Origin of the sequence: Sphingomonas sp. SUN019, from assembly GCF_024758705.1 — a bacterium.
Taxonomy (GTDB): Bacteria; Pseudomonadota; Alphaproteobacteria; order Sphingomonadales; family Sphingomonadaceae; genus Sphingomonas.
Window position 1 is genome coordinate 3,051,122 of sequence record NZ_CP096971.1, and the last position, 19,697, is coordinate 3,070,818.

18 protein-coding genes are annotated in these 19,697 nt (G+C 67.0%); 7 read left to right on the forward strand and 11 right to left on the reverse strand.

Annotated elements, in window-relative coordinates; all coding sequences use genetic code 11:
• Positions 1–23 precede the first annotated feature (23 nt).
• A complete protein-coding gene (locus M0208_RS14705; RefSeq protein ID WP_258892420.1) occupies positions 24–1,379 on the forward strand; it encodes a pectate lyase in 1,356 nt (451 codons plus the stop codon).
• Between the two features lie 3 nt (positions 1,380–1,382).
• Here the strand turns inward: M0208_RS14705 and M0208_RS14710 are convergent, their stop codons facing one another.
• Entirely contained in the window at positions 1,383–2,228 is an 846-nt protein-coding gene (locus tag M0208_RS14710; protein ID WP_258892421.1) for a hypothetical protein, read from the reverse strand.
• A 160-nt stretch (positions 2,229–2,388) separates the two neighbouring features.
• On the opposite strand from M0208_RS14710, the gene M0208_RS14715 reads away from it, so the two are divergent.
• Entirely contained in the window at positions 2,389–4,038 is a 1,650-nt protein-coding gene (locus M0208_RS14715) for a hypothetical protein (RefSeq protein WP_258892422.1), read from the forward strand.
• Here M0208_RS14715 and M0208_RS14720 read toward each other — a convergent pair.
• From M0208_RS14720 to rfbF, 6 genes are read right to left on the reverse strand one after another with little or no spacing between them, the layout of a single operon-like run.
• Positions 3,974–4,966, reverse strand: coding sequence for a glycosyltransferase family 2 protein (locus tag M0208_RS14720; RefSeq protein WP_258892423.1), 993 nt, complete (start codon positions 4,964–4,966; stop codon positions 3,974–3,976). The genes M0208_RS14715 and M0208_RS14720 overlap by 65 nt on opposite strands.
• Positions 4,963–5,940 (reverse strand): NAD(P)-dependent oxidoreductase, encoded by a 978-nt coding sequence (locus M0208_RS14725; RefSeq protein ID WP_258892424.1) that lies wholly within the window; start codon positions 5,938–5,940, stop codon positions 4,963–4,965. The genes M0208_RS14720 and M0208_RS14725 overlap by 4 nt, the downstream gene beginning before the upstream one ends.
• Positions 5,941–5,950: 10 nt before the next feature.
• Positions 5,951–7,174 carry a class I SAM-dependent methyltransferase gene (locus M0208_RS14730; protein ID WP_258892425.1) on the reverse strand — a complete coding sequence of 408 codons (1,224 nt, stop codon included), beginning with the start codon at positions 7,172–7,174 and terminating at the stop codon, positions 5,951–5,953.
• Between the two features lie 26 nt (positions 7,175–7,200).
• Positions 7,201–8,418: a DegT/DnrJ/EryC1/StrS aminotransferase family protein gene (locus tag M0208_RS14735; RefSeq protein WP_258892426.1), complete on the reverse strand. Its 1,218-nt coding sequence runs from the start codon at positions 8,416–8,418 to the stop codon at positions 7,201–7,203.
• Positions 8,409–9,566 carry a CDP-glucose 4,6-dehydratase gene (gene rfbG, locus M0208_RS14740; RefSeq protein WP_258892427.1) on the reverse strand — a complete coding sequence of 386 codons (1,158 nt, stop codon included), beginning with the start codon at positions 9,564–9,566 and terminating at the stop codon, positions 8,409–8,411. Before rfbG ends, M0208_RS14735 begins: the two co-directional genes overlap by 10 nt.
• The gene (gene rfbF / locus M0208_RS14745; protein WP_258892428.1) at positions 9,559–10,395 is read right to left on the reverse strand and encodes a glucose-1-phosphate cytidylyltransferase; all 837 of its coding nucleotides are present in this window, start codon (positions 10,393–10,395) and stop codon (positions 9,559–9,561) included. Before rfbF ends, rfbG begins: the two co-directional genes overlap by 8 nt.
• A 359-nt stretch (positions 10,396–10,754) precedes the next feature.
• On the opposite strand from rfbF, the gene M0208_RS14750 reads away from it, so the two are divergent.
• From M0208_RS14750 to M0208_RS14760, 3 genes are read left to right on the forward strand one after another with little or no spacing between them, the layout of a single operon-like run.
• Complete coding sequence (locus M0208_RS14750; RefSeq protein WP_258892429.1) at positions 10,755–10,877, forward strand: hypothetical protein; 123 nt, start codon at positions 10,755–10,757, stop codon at positions 10,875–10,877.
• 7 nt (positions 10,878–10,884) lie between these two features.
• Positions 10,885–11,361, forward strand: a complete 477-nt coding sequence (locus tag M0208_RS14755; RefSeq protein WP_258892430.1) for a dihydrofolate reductase — start codon at positions 10,885–10,887, stop codon at positions 11,359–11,361.
• Positions 11,362–11,409: 48 nt separating this feature from the next.
• Positions 11,410–12,336 (forward strand): bifunctional riboflavin kinase/FAD synthetase, encoded by a 927-nt coding sequence (locus tag M0208_RS14760; protein WP_258892431.1) that lies wholly within the window; start codon positions 11,410–11,412, stop codon positions 12,334–12,336.
• Here the strand turns inward: M0208_RS14760 and purB are convergent.
• Complete coding sequence (gene purB, locus M0208_RS14765) at positions 12,333–13,631, reverse strand: adenylosuccinate lyase (RefSeq protein ID WP_258892432.1); 1,299 nt, start codon at positions 13,629–13,631, stop codon at positions 12,333–12,335. The two genes, M0208_RS14760 and purB, sit on opposite strands and share 4 nt — an antisense overlap.
• Positions 13,632–13,793: 162 nt before the next feature.
• Here purB and M0208_RS14770 point away from each other — a divergent pair, with 162 nt between their 5' ends.
• On the forward strand, positions 13,794–14,372 hold the full coding sequence (locus M0208_RS14770) for an EF-hand domain-containing protein (RefSeq protein ID WP_258892433.1): 579 nt from the start codon (positions 13,794–13,796) through the stop codon (positions 14,370–14,372).
• A 68-nt stretch (positions 14,373–14,440) separates the two neighbouring features.
• Here the strand turns inward: M0208_RS14770 and M0208_RS14775 are convergent, their stop codons facing one another.
• The 3 genes from M0208_RS14775 to radC all read right to left on the reverse strand — a co-directional run bounded on the left by M0208_RS14775 (position 14,441) and on the right by radC (position 16,457).
• Positions 14,441–15,118, reverse strand: coding sequence for a hypothetical protein (locus M0208_RS14775; RefSeq protein WP_258892434.1), 678 nt, complete (start codon positions 15,116–15,118; stop codon positions 14,441–14,443).
• Positions 15,109–15,699 carry a hypothetical protein gene (locus tag M0208_RS14780; RefSeq protein ID WP_258892435.1) on the reverse strand — a complete coding sequence of 197 codons (591 nt, stop codon included), beginning with the start codon at positions 15,697–15,699 and terminating at the stop codon, positions 15,109–15,111. Before M0208_RS14780 ends, M0208_RS14775 begins: the two co-directional genes overlap by 10 nt.
• Positions 15,700–15,767: 68 nt before the next feature.
• The gene (radC, locus tag M0208_RS14785) at positions 15,768–16,457 is read right to left on the reverse strand and encodes a RadC family protein (RefSeq protein ID WP_258892436.1); all 690 of its coding nucleotides are present in this window, start codon (positions 16,455–16,457) and stop codon (positions 15,768–15,770) included.
• A 98-nt stretch (positions 16,458–16,555) separates the two neighbouring features.
• On the opposite strand from radC, the gene M0208_RS14790 reads away from it, so the two are divergent.
• The gene (locus tag M0208_RS14790) at positions 16,556–19,693 is read left to right on the forward strand and encodes a YdbH domain-containing protein (RefSeq protein WP_258892437.1); all 3,138 of its coding nucleotides are present in this window, start codon (positions 16,556–16,558) and stop codon (positions 19,691–19,693) included.
• Positions 19,694–19,697 lie beyond the last annotated feature (4 nt).

A 19,697-nucleotide genomic window follows, 5' to 3' on the forward strand; every position in this document is an offset into this window, starting at 1 on the left:
CAGTGTCCAAGGGTGCCATGGTCGTGAGCCTGTTCGCTGCGGCGGTCGCTGCGTGCGGCAGCGACGCCGGTCCGAAGCAAAACGCTTCGGCCGCGGCGCCGGTCGCGCGTCTCACCGCGGTGCGGTCCGACGACCGGCTGGCCTTTCCGGGGGCAGAGGGTCACGGGCGCGGCGCGGCGGGGGGGCGCGGGGGGAGGATCATCGCGGTGACGACGCTGGCCGACGCCGGGCCGGGGTCGCTGCGGGCGTGCATCGACGCCGCCGGGCCGCGCGTCTGCGTGTTCCGGGTCGCAGGGCTGATCCGCTACACCACCAGGCGGCCGATGATCCAGAATCCGTTCATCACCATCGCGGGGGAAACCGCGCCCGGCGGCGGCATCCTGATCGCGCATGCCGGGGGCAAGGGGGCTACAACCCCGTTCGTGATCAAGGATACGCATGACGTCGTGGTGCGGCATATCCGGGTGCGCAACGATCGCGACGGCGAACTGCGCCGCGCCGACAGCGCCTTCATCATCGAGAACAGCGACAATGTGATCCTGGATCACGTCAGCTCATCGTGGGCGCGTGACGAGAACGTCGGCGGCTATGCGCAGAACGACCGCATCACGATCTCCTGGTCGATCTTCGCGCAAGGCACGCCGCGGCACGACAAATGCGCGTTGCTGTCGAGCGATCCGAAAGGGCCGCAGCGCGTCAGCTTCCTGCACAATTTGTGCGCGCACAACGGCGATCGCAATCCGGACGTGAACTTCGCGCCGGGATCGTGCGTCGAGGTCGTCAACAACGTGCTGTACGACGCATCGCTGCAGTTCACCGAGATCTGGGAAAGCTATGGCGGCACGCCGGTCAACGTCGTCGGCAACATCTATCGCCGCGGCCCCAGCACGTCGCGCGAGGCGTTTGCGATCGATCGTCCGCTGATCGGATCGACCGGGCGGGCGCGGATCTATCAGCGCGACAATCTGATCGATGGCGATGGGATTGTCGTGCCGCCCGTTGCGCAGGAGGCATTCGTCGCCGCGCCGGTGTGTCCGCTGAGCCTGAAGCCCGCCGCGGCGCGCGACGCCTATCCTGCGGTGCTGGCGCAGGCGGGGGCGTTTCCGCGCGACTGGTTCGACGAGCGCATGGTGTCGGAGGTGCGGACGCGCACCGGGCATATCGGAATGCCCGATCGCACGCTGCCGCTGATCGATGCGGGCGTGCCCTACCCCGACAGCGACGGGGACGGCATGGCCGACGGTTGGGAACGCGCGCGGGGCCTGGACCCGGCAGTCAACGACGCCTGGCGCGACCGCGACGGCGACGGCTGGGCAAATCTGGAAGAGTTCCTCGACTTCGCGCACCGTGAACGGTTGGCGGGGCGCGCGGTGCGGTAAAGGTCAGTCGCCTTCCAGCAACAACCGCTCGACCTCCGAACCGCCGCCGTAGCGCTCATAAGCCATCAGCGTACCGTCGGCGCGGACGCGGAACAGGGTGCCGCGGTGGTCGTCGATGCCGTGCGTGCGCAGCACCAAAAGCCATGCGCCGGGGCCATCGAGGTAGCTCAGCACATTGACGATCGCGCGACGCAAGGCGTCGGGCGTGAAATAATGGATGTTCAGCAGGTTGGCGGCGCGGATGAACTGGAAGCGGGCGCGCAGCCGCGGGTTGTTCACGGTGATGTCGTCCTCGATCAGCGACACCGCGGATGCGCTGGACAGGCGTGGGCTGACCAGCATCACGGGATGCGTGAAGCGCTTTCGCCGCCGCCGGTCGCGAATCGCGCCGCCCAGCAGCCGGTCGGCTGACCAGCGCACCGCGGCCATGCCGGTGACATAGTCCAGCCGCCGCCGCCACGGCCGGAGCGACCGGCCCATCACCTCATATTGCAGGACGTGCCCCTCCGGCTCGACCAGCGCGCGGCACCCCCACGGCAGGTCGACCAGGTCGGCGCGCAGGAGGCGATCGGTGCCGGTGATCGTCACGTCATGGCCCGCCGCCCGCAACGCCGCGCGTAGTTCCAGCGTGGTGACGCCAGACGAGATGCCGAGGTCGAGCACCTCGCGCAGCTGCCCGCCTTCCGCGCCGATCCGTCGCGCGACCGCGGCGTCGATTGCGTCGAGGCGTCCGGGTTCGGTGCGTTTGAACGTGTCGTTGCCGGTCTTCAGCCCGCCGAAGAAGCGCGCCTCATGCGCGGCGGTGATCGCCTCGACCGGCATCGTGAAGAAATCGCTCGCCGCCAGCACCAGACGCCCCCGTCCTCGCCGCGAAGTCTGTGCGGCCTAGGCGACCATAGCAGCGCGTCTGCCAAAGCGGCGACGGCTTGGCGGGGGTACTCCCCCTGCGCGCTCGGCATCGCGGGCGGTGGGTTTATCGTTCGGCGGGCGGATCGCGGGGAGCGTTGCCATGCACGAGATGACCGGCCGGGAAGATCGGCGGCTGCAGCCGGACACCGCGTCGCGCTGGCGCTGGGCGGCGCTGGCCGCGGCGTTGCTGTGCGTGCTGGCGATCGCGGCGCGGGTGATGGCGTTTCCGTTGCAGCATGACGAGCAATTCTATGTGAGCGCAGGCGTCTTGTTCTCATTCGACGGATTGTATGACGGGCTGGGGTTCAGCCATCTGCCGAACCTGCCGATCCTGCTGGCCGCGATCTACGGGGTGACCGGGACCGACCATTACCTGTTCTTCGGGCGATTGCTGATCGTTGCCGCGTGGGGCGGGGCGCTGGGCGCGATGTGGCTGATTGGGCGCGCTTATGCGCGGAGCATGCTGGCCGCGGTGGCGCTGGTCGCGTTGCTGGCGTTCAACGTCGCGCTGCTCGACCAGACCGGCATGACGGTGACAAACAATTTCCTGCCCGTGCCGTTCATGCTGGGCGGACTGTACTGCTTTTTTCGCGCGGTCGACCGGCCGCTTCCGTCGATCTCGCTGGCAGCGGCGAGCGGATTGCTGCTGGCGTGCGCGGCGGGGCTGAAGGCGAATTACGCGGTGCTGATCGCGCCGGTCGCGATCGCCGCCCTGATCGCGCCGGCCGGGGGCGGATTCGCCGCGCGGGTGTCGCGGTTGATCGTGCCGATGGTCGTGGGCGGGTTGGTCGGGCTGGGGCCGTCATTGTGGTTTTTCGCGACCGACCCGGCGGGATTCATTGCGCACAATGTCGCGTTCCACCGCGGGCCGCAGCTGCATTACTGGGCGCTTCATGCCGATCCGGACGCGCCGCAGGTCATCGCGCTGCGCGACAAGCTGATCCTTGCACGGTCGCAGTGGTTTTCGGGCACGACGCTGGTGACCGCGGTGGCGATCGTGACACTGGCGTTCGCGGCCGGACGCCGATTGCTTGACTGGCGGATCGCGCTGGTGGCGGCGATGCTGGCGTTGTCGTTCGCGCTCTCGTTCCTGCCGACGCCCGCCTTTCCGCAATATTATACGATTCCGATCCCGTTCGCGGTTCTGCTGCTGGGGCTGATCGCGGGCGTGCTGGACGATGAGCGCCGCGCCGCTGCGCGACCGCTGCTGATTGCGGCGATCGCGGTGTCGGGGGTGATCGCTGCGCCGTTGCTGGTCGCCGCGCTGCCCACGGTCGCCGAGCCCAAGAAGGTCACGGGCGCGCGCGTCCACCGCGACGGCGCGCTGATCGCGGCGATGGCGCGCGCCGGCGGACGGACCGGCCGGATCGCGACCCTGGGGCCGCTGCACGCGCTGGAGGGGGGCGTGCCGATCTATCCAGGGCTTGCCCTGGGACCGTTCGTCTATCGCGCGCTGCAATGGGTTCCGGCGGACGAGCTGCGTCATTACCGCCATCCCGTCACGCCTGCGAGCGTAGGCGCGGTGCTGGATCGCGATCCGCCCGCCGCGGTGGTCGTGGGCTATGAGGGCGCGCTGGACCGGCCGTTGCTCGATTGGGCGCTGGCGCATGGTTACGTGCCGACGCGCATGAAGCTGCGCAATTCGGGCGATGCGGATCAGGCGATCGTGCTGGTCGCCCCGCTGGCTAGCGCACCTCGCGCAGCGCCGTCGACGCCTGCGATTCCAGCGACAGCGGTCCCGCGCCGTTGAGTTGAGCCTCGATGATTGGGGTCGGACGCGCCTTCGACTGCATGAAGATGCGGCCGAGATATTCGCCGATGATCCCCAGGAACAACGCGTTCAGCATGATGCCGAGCAACAGAAGCAGCGTCGTCGTGGCGAAACCGGCGGGCCAGTTCTGTCCGAAGATCACGCGACCGGCGAGATAGCCGACGATCCCCAGCATTGTCGCGACGCCGACCGCGATGCCGACGCCGGATGCGACGCGCAGGGGAATCAGCGAATGGTTCAGCACGCCATCCATCGCGAGGCCGACCATCTTGCTGAACGGGAACTTGCTTTCGCCCGCGACCCGCGCAGCGCGATCGTATTCGAAGCCGATCTGCGAAAAGCCCATCGAGCTGATCAGGCCGCGCAGATACGGGCTGGTGTCGCGCACCGCACGCAATTCCGTCAGCAGCCGCGCATCGACCAGCCGAAATTCGCCCGCGTCGTGCGGCAGATCGTCCTCGCTCAGCGCGTTGACCATGCGGTAGAACCAGCGCCGCGACGCCGCGGTCAGCGGGCCGTCGGCCAGCGAGCGGCGCACGCCGTATACCACCTGATGACCCTGCCGCCACAACGCGAGCATTTCGGGAATGCGATCGGGCGGATCTTGCAGGTCGCAATCGATCTGCACCGAACAATCGCCGCGCGCGCTTTGGTAGGCGATCAACAAGGATCGTTGATAGCCGTAGTTGCGCGCGAACCGGATCACGCGGACGCGCGGGTCGCGCTCGGCGATGGCGCGCAGCAGCGGGAAGGTGCGGTCGGTGGAATGGTTGTCGGTGAAGATGATCTCGCAATCGTGATCGGGTAGCGCGTCGAACACCGCGACGATCGCGGCATAGGCGCGCTCGACGTTCGCCTCCTCATTATAGGCGGGCACCAGCACCGAGACGAGCGTGGGAGCGGTCATGCCGAGGCCGCCATCGCAGACGCTGCCGTCGGAACTGCCACGCGATCGGGCAGTCGCGCTGCCCGGTGCGCACGCACCGTGCGCGCGACGCCGTCGCGCAGCGAGACCGCGGGCCGCCAGCCGAGTTGCGCGAAGGCGCGCGCGTTGCTGCCCCAGATGGTCCGCGCGCCGCGTCCGGCCGCATTGCCGAAATGGAGTCGCGCGGGATCATAGCCGCACGAACGCGCTACCAGATCGGCGATGTCGCGCACGGTCGGGGCCATGCCGGAGGACAGGTTGACGATGGCGCAGCCCGCGCGGTCGGCTGCGGCGAGGCGGCGGAGGCCGTCGATCGCGTCCTCGATGAAGATCATGTCGCGACGCGCCAGCGGTGCGTTGATCATACTGTCCTCACCCGCCAGGCAGCGATCGATCAGCCACGGGAGCAGGAAGGTGCGTGACTGGCCCGGGCCGTAGGTCAACGCCAGGCGTGCGGTGCGGACCGGGAAGGGAAGTTGCGGCTGGAGCATCCGGCAATAATGCGCGCCCGCCACCATCGCGGCGGTATAGGGGGACAAAGGCTGTTCGCGCTGGTCCTCGTCAGAAGGAGTCGCCCCGTCGCCATATTCGGCGAGCGACCCGGCGCGGATGAACGCCTTCAGCGGCGGCCGGACGCTGACCGCTGCGGCGAGCAGGGCGATCAGATTGTCGAGATCGCCCAGCAATGCGCGGCGATTGGGTTCCGGCGGCGGATTGCCACGCCCGGAATCGCTGGCCAGATGATAGATCAACGTCGGGCGCGCTGCCGCAACGCAATCCTCCACGTCGTACCGGTCGGACAGATCGATCGCATGCGTGGTGACACCGTCGATACCCAAGGAACTCGATCCCGGCCGGACGACGATGTGGACCTCGCTGCCCTCCGCCAGATGCCGTGCGGCAAGGCGCGCGCCGATGAAGCCCGCGCCCCCCGTGATCAGAACCCGCTCGGTCATCGCCGCGCCGTCAGGACACGAGCGTCGGCTGCGGCAGCGGCACCAGAAACCGCCCTCCGCGCGCGGTGAAATCGGTTTGTTGCGCGCGGATCTCGTCGAAGAAATTCCACGCCAGCACCATCAGCACGTCGGGCCTTTCTTCCGCGATCGCGTCCACGTCGCGCACCGGAATCTTCATGCCGGGCGAATAGAGGCCGTGCTTCAGCGGGTTGCGGTCGACCAGGAAATCCAGCTTGTCGGGGCCGATGCCGAAATAGTTGAGCAGGGTGTTTCCCTTCGCCGGTGCGCCATAGCCGGCGACTTTCAGCCCCTGGCCCTTCAGATCGCCGAGCATCGCCGCGAGTTGTTTGCCGATCGCGCTGATCCGGTCGGCGAATTTGTCATAGGTGTCGGCGTCCAGCATCCCGGCGTCGCGTTCCTCCTGCAGCATGTCCGCCACCGCAGCGGTCGGCTTGCGTGTGCCGGTGTGGCGCAGGAACACGCGCATCGACCCGCCGTGGACGGTGAGCCGGTCGACATCGACGACCTCCAGATCGAAGAACGCGCCCAATTTCTGCAATGACAACAGGCTGAATTCGGAGACATGTTCCTGATATACGGTGTCGAATTCATTGTGTTCCAGCAGCTTGCGCGCCCACGGCACCTCGATCACGAACACGCCGTCGGGGGCGAGCAGATGTTCCACCCCGGCCATGAAATTGTGCAGGTCGCCGATGTGGTTGAAGGTGTTGGTGGTGACGATGACCTTCGCCGGTCCGCGTTCTTTTCGGACGGTTTCCGCGGTTTTCGGATCGAAATAGGCGACATGGATCTCGACTCCGCGCTCCTTGGCGATCTCCGCCAGATTGGCCGCGGGATCGACGCCCAGCGTCTTTGCGCCCAGCGCATTGCAGGCGCGCAGCAGCAGGCCGTCGTTCGCGCCGATGTCGACGATCAGCCCGCCCTCGGCCTCCTTCGTCAGCACCTCCGCGAATGCGCCGAAATGCGTGTGCATCGTATCCGCACCCGACGGAACGTACAGATAGTGGCGGAAGAAATCGGCCGGGATCTGGTCCGCGACCTGGATCAACCCGCAATGCAGGCAGGCTTGCGTGTTCAGCGCGAAGCTCGGCTGTACCTCCGCCAGTTCGGCTGCGCGCACGAACATGTTCGCGGGGGGATGATCGCCCATCGGCAGGAACAGATACGGTTTCGGCGCAAGGCAGGCGCGGCATTCGTGCAACTGGTCGTTCATCTTCTTCCCCCCAAAATTCGAAAAACTCAGGCCGCGCCGGCGCGACGCGCCGAGGTGACGTGTGCGGTTGCAAAGTCGGCGAAACTCTCGTGGACGTAGTCGATCTGCGCGTCGGTCAGGCCGTGATGGCAGGCGAGCAGCATCCCGCCGCGCATCACCGCATCGGCGACCGGATAACCGCCGGGCGCGGCGCGCAGGTCGACGTTGGCCATCGCGGGCTGGCGCAGGATGTTGCCGGTGAACACGACGCGCGTCTGGATGTCGCGCTGTTCGAGCCAGACCTGCAGGTCGCGGCGCGAGAAAGGCGCATCTTCGCGGATCGTCAGCGGGAAGGCGAGCCAGCCGGTGACCGAGCGATCCAGCTGCTGCGGCAGGACGAACCAGTCCTCGTAAGCGGCGAAGAAATCCATGTGCCGCACGAAATTGCGTTCGCGCAAGCCGATGTTCTGTTGCAGCTTGTCGAGCTGGACCAGCCCGAACGCAGCGCCGATTTCGGACGGTTCGAGATTGTAGCCAAGTTCCTCGAACACGAACTTAGCGTCGTATTGAATCCCCTGCAGCGACACGTTGAAGCGGTTTTCGACATTTTCCGAATCGACGAACAGCGACGACGATCGCCCCCACGACCGCAACAGCTTTGCACGGTCGGCCAGCGCCTGATCGTTGACGCACAGCATGCCGCCGTTGCCCGCGGCGTTGATGACGTGACTGCCATAGAAACTGGTCGTGCTGATATGCGAACGGGTGCCCGTGCTGCTGCCGCGGATGGTCGCGCCGAGCGTGTCGGCGCTGTCTTCTATCACCATCAGATTGTGGTCGTCGGCGATAGCGCGGATGCGGTCCCAGTCGGGCAGATTGCCGATCAGCGACGGGATCATCATCGCACGCGTGGCAGGCGTGATCATCACCTCGATCGAGTCCTCGTCGATATTGTATGTGCCTTCGCGCACGTCGACGAAGGCGGGGATCAGGCCGTTGCGGATGATCGGCGCGACGGTGGTGACAAAGGTCAGGGCGGGAGTGATAACCTCGCTGCCCGGCGGCAGTTTCAGCAGTTCGACCGCCAGATAGTTGGCCGAGGAACCCGAATTGACCATGATGCCGTGGCGCTTGGCGAACAGTTCGGCGATCCGCGCCTCCATCGTGCGGACGCGCTCGCCCATCTGCGTCGAGCTGCGCAGCACGTCGACGACGGCCGCGATCTCTTCCTCGCCGTGTACGGTCTGGCCATAGTTCACGCGCATGCTGCAACCTCGATCCGTGGTTCGTGGGCGGGGAATGGGTGGACCGACGCGGACGCCGCGCCCACATATTGTGCGATCTGGCGTTCGGTGACGTCGCGCATGTCGGCGACGCCGAGATGCTGCGCGCGATACCAGTCGACGGTCAGTGCGATCGCTTCGTCCAGCGACAGGCGTGGCCGCCAGCCGAGGCCCACCTTCGCCTTGGTGCTGTCGAGCCGCAGAATGCCCGCTTCGGGATGCGCGGCGCCTTCGTCGCCGAACACGAAGCGTGGGCCGTCCGCGCCCCATTCCCGCGCGAAGCCGTCGGCGAGCGTGCGGACGTCGACGACGCTGTCGGTGTCGGGGCCGAAATTCCATGCCTCTCCGACACGGCGATCGCCCTCAAGGATCGCGGTCGCAACCTGAAGATAGCCCGCGAGCGGTTCCAGGACGTGCTGCCACGGGCGGACGCTGTGCGGATTGCGGATCGTGACCGGCGTTCCCGCGGCCACCGCGCGGGCGATGTCGGGCACCAGCCGGTCGACCGACCAGTCGCCGCCGCCAAAGACGTTTCCGGCGCGCACGCTGGCGATGATCGGCGCGTCCTCGCCCGTAAAGAAGGACCGGCGATACGCATCGACGACGATCTCTGCGCAGCCCTTTGAGGCGCTGTATGGATCGGCCCCGCCGAGCGGATCGCTTTCGCGGTAGCCCCACACCCATTCGCGATTGTCGTAGCATTTGTCGCTGGTGACCGCGACGACGCCCTTCAGCGACGGCATCCGCCGCGCGGCGTCGAGCACCGCGGCGGTCCCGACGACGTTGGTGCGCATCGTGCCGACCGGATCGGCGTAGGACGGCCGCACCAGCGACTGCGCGGCCATGTGGATGACAAGCTCCGCGTCGATCCCTGCGAGAACCGCGGCCAGCGCCGATTCGTCGGCGATATCGGCGATACGATGATCGACCAGTTCGGCGACCCGCGCGGCGTCGAACAGGTTCGGACCCTCGCTTGGCGGCGGCAGCGCCACCGCCGTGACGTCGGCCCCCAGCCGCCGCAGCCAGATCGCCAGCCAACCGCCCTTGAACCCGGTATGCCCGGTCAGCAGGACGCGGCGGCCGCCGAACGCGGCGCGCGCGCGGGCTTCGTCGAACCCCGCGTCACGCATGGCCGGAAATCTGCGCCGAAATCTTGGGAGTGACGGGGATCGTGTGCGGTGCGGGGACGGGCTCCGGCACAAGCCACGGCGCATTGCCGGCGGCGCACAGGTCGGACAGGTGATCGCGGTCGCGCACCGTGTCCATCGGGTGCCAGAAACCGGTGTGGCGATAGGCGTAGAGTTCGCCGTCCGCGGCCAGCCGTGCGAGCGGGGCCTGTTCCAGCGGCTCTGCATCGCCGGTCAGGTAATCCAGCACCTGCGGCTCGAATACGAAGAAGCCGCCGTTGATCCAGGTCTCGTGCTTCTGGACCTTTTCGGTGAACTCGCTGACCCGGTCGCCTTCCAGCTCCAGGTTGCCGAAGCGCGCGGGGGGCTGGACCGCGGTGACGGTGGCGAGTCCGCCGTGCTCGCGGTGGAAGCGGACGAGTTCGTTGATGTCGATATCACCGACGCCGTCCGAATAGGTGACCATGAACGGCTCGTCGCCGATCCACTCGCGCAATCGCAGCAGGCGTCCGCCGGTCATCGTCAACTCGCCGGTGTCGACGACCGATACGTCCCAATCGATCGAGCGATTCTGCTTCAGCGCGATCGCGCCATTGTCGACATGGATCGTGAAGTCGTTCGCCATGAAGTGCAGGTCGTGGAAGAATTTCTTCATCACCATCGATTTGTAGCCGCACGCGACGACGAAATCGGTGAAGCCCTGACGCGCATAGATGTCCATGACGTGCAGGATGATCGGGCGTCCGGCGACCTCCACCATCGGTTTCGGAATGCGGACCGTCTCCTCCGCCAGGCGCGAGCCGAGACCGCCCGCCAGCAGCACCGTCTTCATCGAACAACCCCCGTTACCCGTATGCCGTGCAGAATAAGGCAGCCGCCGGAACGAAGGGATATGCGCAGTCGGATAGGCCTATACCTCAACGGGGTAGGCGCTTTTGGGGCGGGGACATGCCCGTCGTGGCCGCCGCGACCCCGCGCGGATCACCGCGGCGCATTCGCCCCCGGGCGTCCCGACGGCCTCCCCCGAATGCGCCGACGACCCAGCAAAGCCTCCGCCCAACCGATCCCGCCACTTCGCGCTTCCCGGCGATGGGCGCGGCGGATATCAGGCCGCAGAGAACAACTAAATGGTGGTTCAGGTGTCATTCAGCGATTTCGACTACAAATGTAATCGACGAGGGAGTGACAGCGATGCGCGACTATCTGATCACGATTGCGACCGCGACGTTGATGGCGCTGGTGCTGCAGCACGCAGCGTCACCGCCGCCGCCGCCGCCTCATCAACAGGCGGCGCCGCCGATCGCGCCGGGTTGAGCGCGGCATGACGCGCGTCACGTTTCACCTGGCGCGCGCGGATAATGGTGTGATCGGTCGCGACGGGACGCTGCCGTGGCATCTGCCCGCCGATCTGAAGCGGTTCAAGGCGCAGACGATGAGCCGGGCGATGATCATGGGGCGCAAGACGTTCGAAAGCTTTCCCGCCCTTTTGCCGGGCCGTCGGCACATCGTGCTGACCCGCGATGCCGATTGGGCGGCGGCCGGCGCGGAGGCGGCGCATTCGGTCAAGGACGCACTCGCGCTGGCGGGGGACGATGCGGCGGTGATCGGCGGGGCGGAGATATTCGCGCTTTTCCTGGATCGCGCCGAGCGGATCGAACTGACCGAGGTGCACGCAGCGCCGCCGGGCGACGCGGCCGTGCCGCCATTCACGGGCTGGCGCGAACAGGCGCGGGAGGATCATCCTATGCAGGGCGACCGGCCGGGCTATAGTTTCGTTACGCTGGTGCGCGGCACGTGATCCGCGCGGGGATTGTCGCGCGACCGGCGCTTCCTTAAGGCGCGGCGCATGGAGCGGCTGGACGGCGGCTCGGTGGTTCCGGGCGCTCTTGCGGGCGGGATCGTCGCGCTCGGCAATTTCGACGGATTTCACCTTGGGCACCAGGCGGTGGTGGGGCGTGCGATCGATCGCGCGCGTGAACAGGGACGCCCCGCGCTGGTCGCGACGTTCGATCCGCATCCGGTGCGACATTTCCGGCCCGATGCGCCGCCGTTCCGGCTGACCACGCTCGATCAGCGCGAGCGGTTGTTCGCCGAGGCGGGCGCGGATGCGATGGTGGTGTTCCATTTCGATGGCGATCTGGCGGCGTTGTCCGCTGAGGAATTCGTCGCCGAACGGCTGGTCGGCGCGCTGCAGGTTGGCGGGATCGTGACCGGCGAGGATTTCACCTTCGGCCACAACAAAAGCGGCGACGTGTGCGTGATGGCCGAGCTGGGCCGCGCGCATGGCTTCATGGCGGAAACGGTGGGGGCGGTGACGCTGAATGGGGAGGCGGTTTCGTCGACGCGCATTCGCGACGCGCTGAAGGCGGGCGATCCGCGTGCGGCGACGCGGCTGCTAACGCGGCCGTTCGCGATCGAAGGGCGCGTGCAGCATGGCGACAAACTGGGGCGCGAGATCGGCTATCCGACCGCCAATGTCGACATGGGGCCGTATCTGCGGCCCGCTTATGGTATTTATGCGGTGCGTGCGCGGCTGGCCGAGGGGCGTGTGGTCGACGGCGCGGCGAACCTTGGCATCCGCCCCAGCTTCGATCCGCCGAAGGAATTGCTGGAGCCGTATTTCTTCGATTTCTCAGGCGACCTGTACGATCAGGTGATCGAGGTCGCGCTGATCGAATATCTGCGGCCCGAGGCGAAGTTCGACACGCTCGAGGCGCTGACGGATCAGATGGCGCGCGATTGCGAACAGGCGCGCGCCATCTTTGCGGGCTAAACGCCGCCGAATACCCGCGCGAAAATCGTGTCGACGTGGCGCAGGTGGTAGGCGAGGTCGAACTTGTCCTCCAGTTCGGCGTCGCTGAGTGTCACTTCCGCGTCGGCCTTCAGCAGGTCGAGCAGCGACAGGTCGCCGTCCGATTCCCATACCTTCATCGCGTTGCGCTGGACGAGGCGGTAGGCGTCCTCTCGGCTGACCCCGGCCTGCGTCAGCGCGAGCAGGACGCGCTGAGAATGCACGAGGCCGCCCATCTTGTTGAGGTTCTTCTCCATCCGCGCGGGATACACGACCAGTTTGTCCATCACCTGCGTTAGGCGGGCGAGCGCGAAATCCAGCGTGATGGTCGCGTCAGGACCGATATAGCGTTCGACCGACGAATGGCTGATGTCGCGTTCATGCCACAGCGCCACGTTCTCCAACGCAGGGGTGACATAGCCGCGGACCATGCGCGCCAGGCCGGTGAGGTTTTCGGTCAACACCGGGTTGCGCTTGTGCGGCATCGCCGACGAGCCCTTCTGGCCGGGTGAGAAATACTCCTCGGCCTCCAGTACTTCGGTGCGTTGCAGGTGGCGGATTTCGGTCGCGAGGCGTTCGATCGAGGAGGCGATCACGCCGAGCGTTGCGAAATACATCGCGTGGCGGTCGCGCGGGATGACTTGGGTTGATACTGGCTCGATCGTCAGACCCAGCTTCTCCGCGACGTGCGCCTCGACGAACGGATCGATGTTAGCGAAGGTGCCGACCGCGCCCGAAATCGCGCAGGTGGCGATGTCGGCGCGGGCGGCGACTAGCCGGGAGCGGTTGCGCTGGAACTCGGCGTGCGCCTGCGCGAGTTTCAGCCCGAAAGTGACGGGTTCGGCGTGGATGCCGTGGCTGCGCCCGATCGTCGGCGTCATCTTGTGCTCGCGCGCGCGGCGTTCGAGCACGACCAACAGCGCATCGATGTCGGCGAGCAGGATGTCGGAAGCGCGCGCGAGCTGCACCGCGAGGCAGGTGTCGAGCACGTCGGAGCTGGTCATGCCCTGATGCAGAAAGCGTGCAGGTTCGCCGACGTGTTCGGCGACGTTGGTCAGGAAGGCGATGACGTCGTGCTTCGTCTCACGCTCGATCTCGTCGATGCGGTCGACCTCGAACGCGCCCTTTTCCCAGATCGCGGCGGCGGCCTCTTTCGGCACCACGCCCAGTTCGGCGAGCGCGTCGGTCGCGTGCGCCTCGATCTCGAACCAGATGCGGAAGCGCGATTCGGGGGTCCAGATCGCGACCATGTCGGGGCGGGAATAACGAGGAATCATGGGGCGAAATCCTTTGTCGCGGCTGGGCCACGCTTCGTCGTGCGGTCGCGGAGCCAAACGGGGCAGGCCGCCGTTAGCAGGGGACAGGCCGAGGTTCAAATTTCGAATTCGGAACCTATATTGATGATCGGCGGTTAGTTATCCAGAGTTTCTTGCGGGACGGTGTTTAACTTACCGATCGCGATTTTCCTTTTCACCAAACACTCTGATTGGAGATTGATGATGCTTAAGTATGTTCTTCTTGGCTCGGCCATGATTCTTGCTGCTCCTGCAGTTGCGCAGGACATGGCGACCCCGCAGTCAGCGGCACCTTCTGCTTCGACCGCGGCACCGCAGACTGTAACACCTGCGGCCCCGACCACGGCGACTCCGCCGTCTGATCCTGCGGCAGCGACCGCGCAAACCCCGGGAACGCCGCCCGCCGCGACCGATCCGACGGCAGCAGCACCGGCGCAGACCGCGGACGCCGCGCAGCCTGCCGGTGGCAGCCAGGTGAGTTCGATCGTCGAGACCGAATTCGCGTCCTATGACAAGGACAGCAGCGGCTCGCTCAGCAAGAAGGAATTCGCGGCCTGGATGGACGCGCTGAAGGCGAAGGCTCCGGCCGGTACCGAAACTGCGGCGAAGCCCGATCCGAAGTGGAACGAGGCGGCATTCAAGCAGGCCGATGGCGACAAGTCGAAGTCGGTGTCGAAGGAGGAATTGGCAAGCTTCCTCAGCGGTGCGGCCAACGCTTCGTAAATATCTGACACTTTCCAGTGTATGAGGGCGGCCGCCGGAGCAATCCGGCGGCCGTTTTCGTGTGTCAGCTATCGTGCGAGCTGATTGCGAACCGAAACGCGATCTAACGATACCGAAACTGGCCGCGCAGCCTCGCCCGCGGGGACCAGGAACATACCAAATGTTAGGACCCCGCTTTCGATGGTGGGTACGGTCGGCTCCAGCGACGGATCGTAGCGTCCATTCATCGTAATGTTGATCTTTGTCGGGCTGTCGTTCTTCGACAGGTTGGCGAAATCGCTTGCGGACCGATCGAAGCACGCTTGCGCCACCTCGTTGCGCCCGCACCGCGCAATGCCGTCGATCCTTCCGTAAAAGCTGCTTACCTGCGCGCCATTGTCCAGATTGAAGACGGCTGGCGTATTCGGCATGGCGACGCTGATCGGATCGTCGCCGCGGTTTTCGAGCGAGATGACGCCGCGCACCATCACCGCCTGCGGACGTTCACGGGACAGCACCATCGCTTGTGGCCGAACGACCAGCGGCCCGAAGCAACTCGCGCCTTCGGGGCAGCGCGCGGCGGGTGGGGGCGACGTAGCTATTGAGGGCGCGGCTGCCTGTTCCGCTTGCCCCGACAGATCGGGAGCAGCAACGGCCTTCCCCGTCACGGAATTGTCTTCGGTCGTCGACGTCGCGCCGTCCGGCTGCGAGCAGGACGTCAACGCAAGGAGAAATACGGCTGCGGCGTGGGGAGCGGTCAGCTGCACGAAGATTCTCCTGATTTCTCGGTGGCGGCGATTGCGTTGTTGAGACGCGCGGCGATGGCTTCTACGAGGGCCGAATGATTGGCGAACCGCAGCCCGACCGGGCCGCACAAGCGCCAGCCGCGGCTCGGCGTCCGCATCGCCCAGCGCAGATCGACTGCGCTTCGCGCCGTACCGGTGGAGTGCAGGTCGCCGAGCCGATAGACGATCCTCGTTCCAGTCAGCGGGGCCGCCACGGAACGCACTCGCTCGACAATGCGCAGGTGCATAGGGGCGACGAGCCGGCTCGCGGGACTGTTGTCGGATTGCAACTCGATCCCCACGATACCCTCGGGTCGCTGCGGAGCATTCAAACCGTCCGATCGCACCGAAGAAATGATCTCCCGAGGACTTGGCAGATTGCCCTCTTTCACCTGCCATATGTAGCTTGTCAGCGCCCCTCCGAGCATTGTCGTGCTGACACCGACCAACACCTGGAAGGCATAGTCCTGAAAGAACCGTCCTACCTTGCGGATCGGCCAGGGTCTGACCGCGGGCGCATCGCCGCCGCCCGGACGGGTTCCAGGCGGATTGCTGACGATCATCGGTGGTGAGTCATGCTGAATGCCCCCGCGGGCAGATTGCCGAATTTAACCGAAAAGCGCAACGCAGCTCAGATCAATCCCTTGGAGCGTAGGCTGACGTGGCCGGACGTGCCGACGATAATGTGGTCGTGGACCGCGATCCCCAATCTCTTCCCCGCATCGATGATCGCGCGGGTGATTTCGATGTCGGCGCGGCTGGGGGACGGATCGCCACTGGGGTGGTTATGGACCAGGATGATCGCGGCCGATCCGAGGTCGATCGCGCGACGGATCACTTCGCGGACGTGGACCTGCGCCTGATCGATCGATCCTTCGCTGACCACCTCGTCGCGGATCAGCATATTCCGGGTATTGAGGTGCAGGACGCGGACGCGTTCGATCGCGTGATGCGCCATGTCGGCGTGAAGATAATCGGTCAGTGCCTGCCAGTTGCCGAGCATCGGCCGCGCGGCGACCTCGCTGCGGAGCAGACGGAGCGCGGCGGCGTGCGCGATCTTGATCGCGGCGGCGCTGGTGTCGCCCATGCCGGGAACGCGCGACAAGGCGTCCGGATCGGCAGTCAGCAGGCCGCCGATGCCGCCGAATTCCTTTAGCAGCGCCTTCGCCAGCGGTTTCGTATCGCGGCGCGGGATGGCGAGCGCGAGGAGGTATTCGATCAGTTCGTGATCGAGCAAAGCGTCGCCGCCGCGCCCGAGCAACCGTTCGCGCAGCCGCGCGCGGTGGCCGTGATTGTCGGGGGGCGCATCGGCGTCGGCCATCGAGGGCCACGCTATTGCGGTGTGATGCTCGGCGCAATTGCGCGTGTCGCCTCGGGCTGTTTAAGGTGGCTGGTAACGCGTTTAGTGGATGGGACTTGGTGGCTGCGGCAGACGAACAGGATGCGCCGCGCCGCCGATCGACGCGTTTCCGCGTGTTCGTGGCGGTGGCGGTACTTGTCTGTGTGCTGCTGTTCGGCGTGTGGCTGGCACGCGTGCCGATCGCGAGCGGGCTGATCGACGATCGGTTGGCGGCGAGCGGCGTGCGCGCGCAATACGAGATCGCGGATCTGGGATTCGGGCGGCAGCGGTTAACCAATGTCGTGCTGGGCGATCCGGCGCGGCCCGATCTGGCGGCCGATTGGGTCGAGACCGTGACGCGGATCGGTATTGGTGGACCGGTGGTGACCGGCGTGCGTGCGGGATCGGTGCGGATGCGTGGGCGGTTGGTCGACGGGAAATTGTCGCTGGGCGTGATCGACCGGTTGCTGCCCGCGCCGTCGGGTGCGCCGTTTGCGCTGCCCGCGATCGACCTGTCGGTGGCGGACGGGCGGATGCGGCTGGAGACGCCGATCGGGCTGGTCGGGGTGAAGCTTTCCGGGCGTGGGCGGCTGGACGACGGGTTTCGGGGGACGCTGGCGCTGGCGAGCGAGCGACTGGCGGCGAGCGGGTGCGCGGTGACGGGGCCGACCGCGTTGCTGTCGATCGCGACGCGTGCGACGGGGCCGCGGGTTTCTGGGCCAGTGCGGGCGAGGGCGGTCGACTGCTCGGGCGGGACCGCGCGTGACGTTGCGCTGAGCGTGGAAGCGACGTTGTCGCCGGCGCTCGATCGCTGGAACGGGCGGGCTGGTGTGAACGTGGCGCGCGTGGCGGGGGGCGGGGCGAGGCTTTCTGCGCTGGGCGGGACGATCGACTTTGCGGGCGATGCGCGGCGGACCGAAGGGCGGATGGCGCTGACCGGCGGGGCGTTCGCTGCGGCGGGGGCGTCCGGGCGGGCTGTCGCCCTGCGGGGCACATGGCGCGTTGCGGGCGGTCGCGCGATCGTTGCGGGTCGGGCGGAGGCGCAGGGCGTGGCGGCGAGTCGCGCGACGCAGCGGATGCTGGCTTCCTCCGGCGATACAACGGTGGGAACGCCGGTCGGGCCGCTGGCCGCTTCGGCGGGGCGCGCAGCGGCGGCGGCGGCGCGTAATTTCGATGCGGCGGGCGAGTTCGCGTGGGGGACGGGCGGGCTGCTTACCTTGCGCCGGCTTGGACTGAACGCGGCGAATGGCGCGCGCGCGACCTTCGGGCAGGGTGAGGGCGTGATCGTCGGCGATCCGCGCGGCGTGCGGATCGACGGGGTGGCGATCGTCGCTGGGGGCGGCTTGCCAGGAATGCGCGTGTCGCTCTCGCAACCGCTGGCGGGTGGGGCGATCAGCGGGGAGGCGCGGGTCGATCGATATGCGACGGGTGGTGCGAATCTGGCGCTGACACCCGTGCGGTTCAGCGCGACGCCGGGCGGGGCGACGCGGATCGCCGCCACCGCGACATTGTCGGGGCCGTTGGGCGACGGGCGAGTTGACGGGCTGCGGCTGCCGGTCGTGGCAGTGTGGGACGGACGATCGCGGTTGACGGTCAACACCTCCTGCGCGCCGGTGGCGTTCGAGCGGCTGGCGGTGGCGGGGCTGGTACTGCGGCCGATGTCGGCGAGCCTTTGCCCGGTCGACGGGGCGCTGGTGCGGGTCGATTCGCGCGGGGTGAGCGGCGGCGCGCGGACCGGGGCGTTGCGGCTGGCGGGGACTTTGGGGTCTTCGCCGATCGCGATCGCTGCGGCGGGTGCGGAGATGCGGATTGGCGCGCGCGGGTTCACGGTCGATCGGCTCGGGGTGCGGCTGGGATCGACGGAGCGGGTGACGCGGCTCGATCTGGCGCGGCTGGACGGCGCGATCGCGGGCGGTGGTGTTGCGGGTGGCTTCACGGGGGGTAGCGGGCAGATCGGGGCGGTGCCGCTATTGCTTACCGACGCTGCGGGGCGCTGGAAGTTGGCGGGGGGCGACCTCGGTGTGACGGGGGCGATGACCGTTTCCGATGCTCAGACCGATTTGCCGCGTTTCAAGCCGCTGTCGGCGCGCGACGTTTCACTGACGTTGAAGAACGGCGCGATCGACGCGGGCGGTACGCTCTACGAACCGATCAAATCGGTGAAGGTCGCCGATGTTCGGATCGTGCATACCTTGGCCAGCGGCGTCGGACAGGCGAAGCTCGCCGTTCCCGGCATCGCCTTCAACGACAATTTCCAGCCCGACGAGCTGACGCGGCTGACGTTTGGCGTGATCGCCGACGTGCAAGGTAGCGTGCGCGGGGCGGGCGATATCGCGTGGTCCCCCGACGGCGTGACCTCGACCGGGGCGTTCCGCACCGACGGGATCGACCTGGCCGCGGCGTTCGGGCCGGCGACAGGGATAAAGGGCGAGATCCGCTTCACCGACCTGCTCAACCTGGAAAGCGCAGCCGGACAGGTGGCGACGGTCGCGTCGATCAATCCCGGCGTGGCGGTGAACGACGGGCGGATCGTGTATCGCACGCTGGCGGGCAACCGGGTGCAGGTCGATGGCGGGCGCTGGCCGTTCGCGGGCGGGACTCTAACGCTGCAACCGACCCTGCTCGACTTCTCCGCCGCGGTTGCCCGCCGGATGACGTTCCGTGTCGACGGCATGGAGGCGGCGCAGTTCCTGCAGCAGTTCGATTTCAAGAATCTGGACGCGACAGGCGTGTTCGACGGCGTGCTGCCGATGGTGTTCGACGATGCCGGCGGTCGGATCGAGAATGGGACGCTGGTAGTGCGGCAGGGCGGGGGTACGCTCGCCTATGTCGGCGACCTGACCGAAAAGGATCTGGGCACGTGGGGCAATATCGCGTTCCAGGCGCTGAAATCGCTCAAGTACCAGAATCTGAACGTCGTCATGAACGGGCCGCTAGCGGGCGAGATGATCACCGAGGTGCGCTTCGCCGGGGTCAATCAAGGGGAGGGCGCAAGGTCGAACTTCCTCGTGCGGCGGCTGCAGCGATTGCCGTTCGTGTTCAACATCAGGATCAAGGCGCCGTTCCGCGGCCTGCTCGATTCGGCGGCGTCCTTCTACGACCCGAAGCGGCTGATCCAGCGCAACCTGCCGCAGTTGCTGGAGGAGCAGGAAAAGCGCGCAGCGCCGCCCACGATGCCTCCGGTCATTCAGCCCCCCGCAAGCGAGACCATGCCATGAAGCG

Bases quoted from the DNA above. Each gene is read 5' to 3' on its own strand.
- M0208_RS14715 (WP_258892422.1), top strand. From the start codon at position 2,389: ATGCACGAGATGACCGGCCGGGAAGATCGGCGGCTGCAGCCGGACACC.
- M0208_RS14720 (WP_258892423.1), bottom strand. From the start codon at position 4,966: ATGACCGCTCCCACGCTCGTCTCGGTGCTGGTGCCCGCCTATAATGAG.
- M0208_RS14725 (WP_258892424.1), bottom strand. From the start codon at position 5,940: ATGACCGAGCGGGTTCTGATCACGGGGGGCGCGGGCTTCATCGGCGCG.
- M0208_RS14730 (WP_258892425.1), bottom strand. From the start codon at position 7,174: ATGAACGACCAGTTGCACGAATGCCGCGCCTGCCTTGCGCCGAAACCG.
- M0208_RS14735 (WP_258892426.1), bottom strand. From the start codon at position 8,418: ATGCGCGTGAACTATGGCCAGACCGTACACGGCGAGGAAGAGATCGCG.
- rfbG (WP_258892427.1), bottom strand. From the start codon at position 9,566: ATGCGTGACGCGGGGTTCGACGAAGCCCGCGCGCGCGCCGCGTTCGGC.
- rfbF (WP_258892428.1), bottom strand. From the start codon at position 10,395: ATGAAGACGGTGCTGCTGGCGGGCGGTCTCGGCTCGCGCCTGGCGGAG.
- M0208_RS14750 (WP_258892429.1), top strand. From the start codon at position 10,755: ATGCGCGACTATCTGATCACGATTGCGACCGCGACGTTGATGGCGCTG.
- M0208_RS14755 (WP_258892430.1), top strand. From the start codon at position 10,885: ATGACGCGCGTCACGTTTCACCTGGCGCGCGCGGATAATGGTGTGATC.
- M0208_RS14760 (WP_258892431.1), top strand. From the start codon at position 11,410: ATGGAGCGGCTGGACGGCGGCTCGGTGGTTCCGGGCGCTCTTGCGGGC.
- purB (WP_258892432.1), bottom strand. From the start codon at position 13,631: ATGATTCCTCGTTATTCCCGCCCCGACATGGTCGCGATCTGGACCCCC.
- M0208_RS14780 (WP_258892435.1), bottom strand. From the start codon at position 15,699: ATGATCGTCAGCAATCCGCCTGGAACCCGTCCGGGCGGCGGCGATGCG.
- radC (WP_258892436.1), bottom strand. From the start codon at position 16,457: ATGGCCGACGCCGATGCGCCCCCCGACAATCACGGCCACCGCGCGCGG.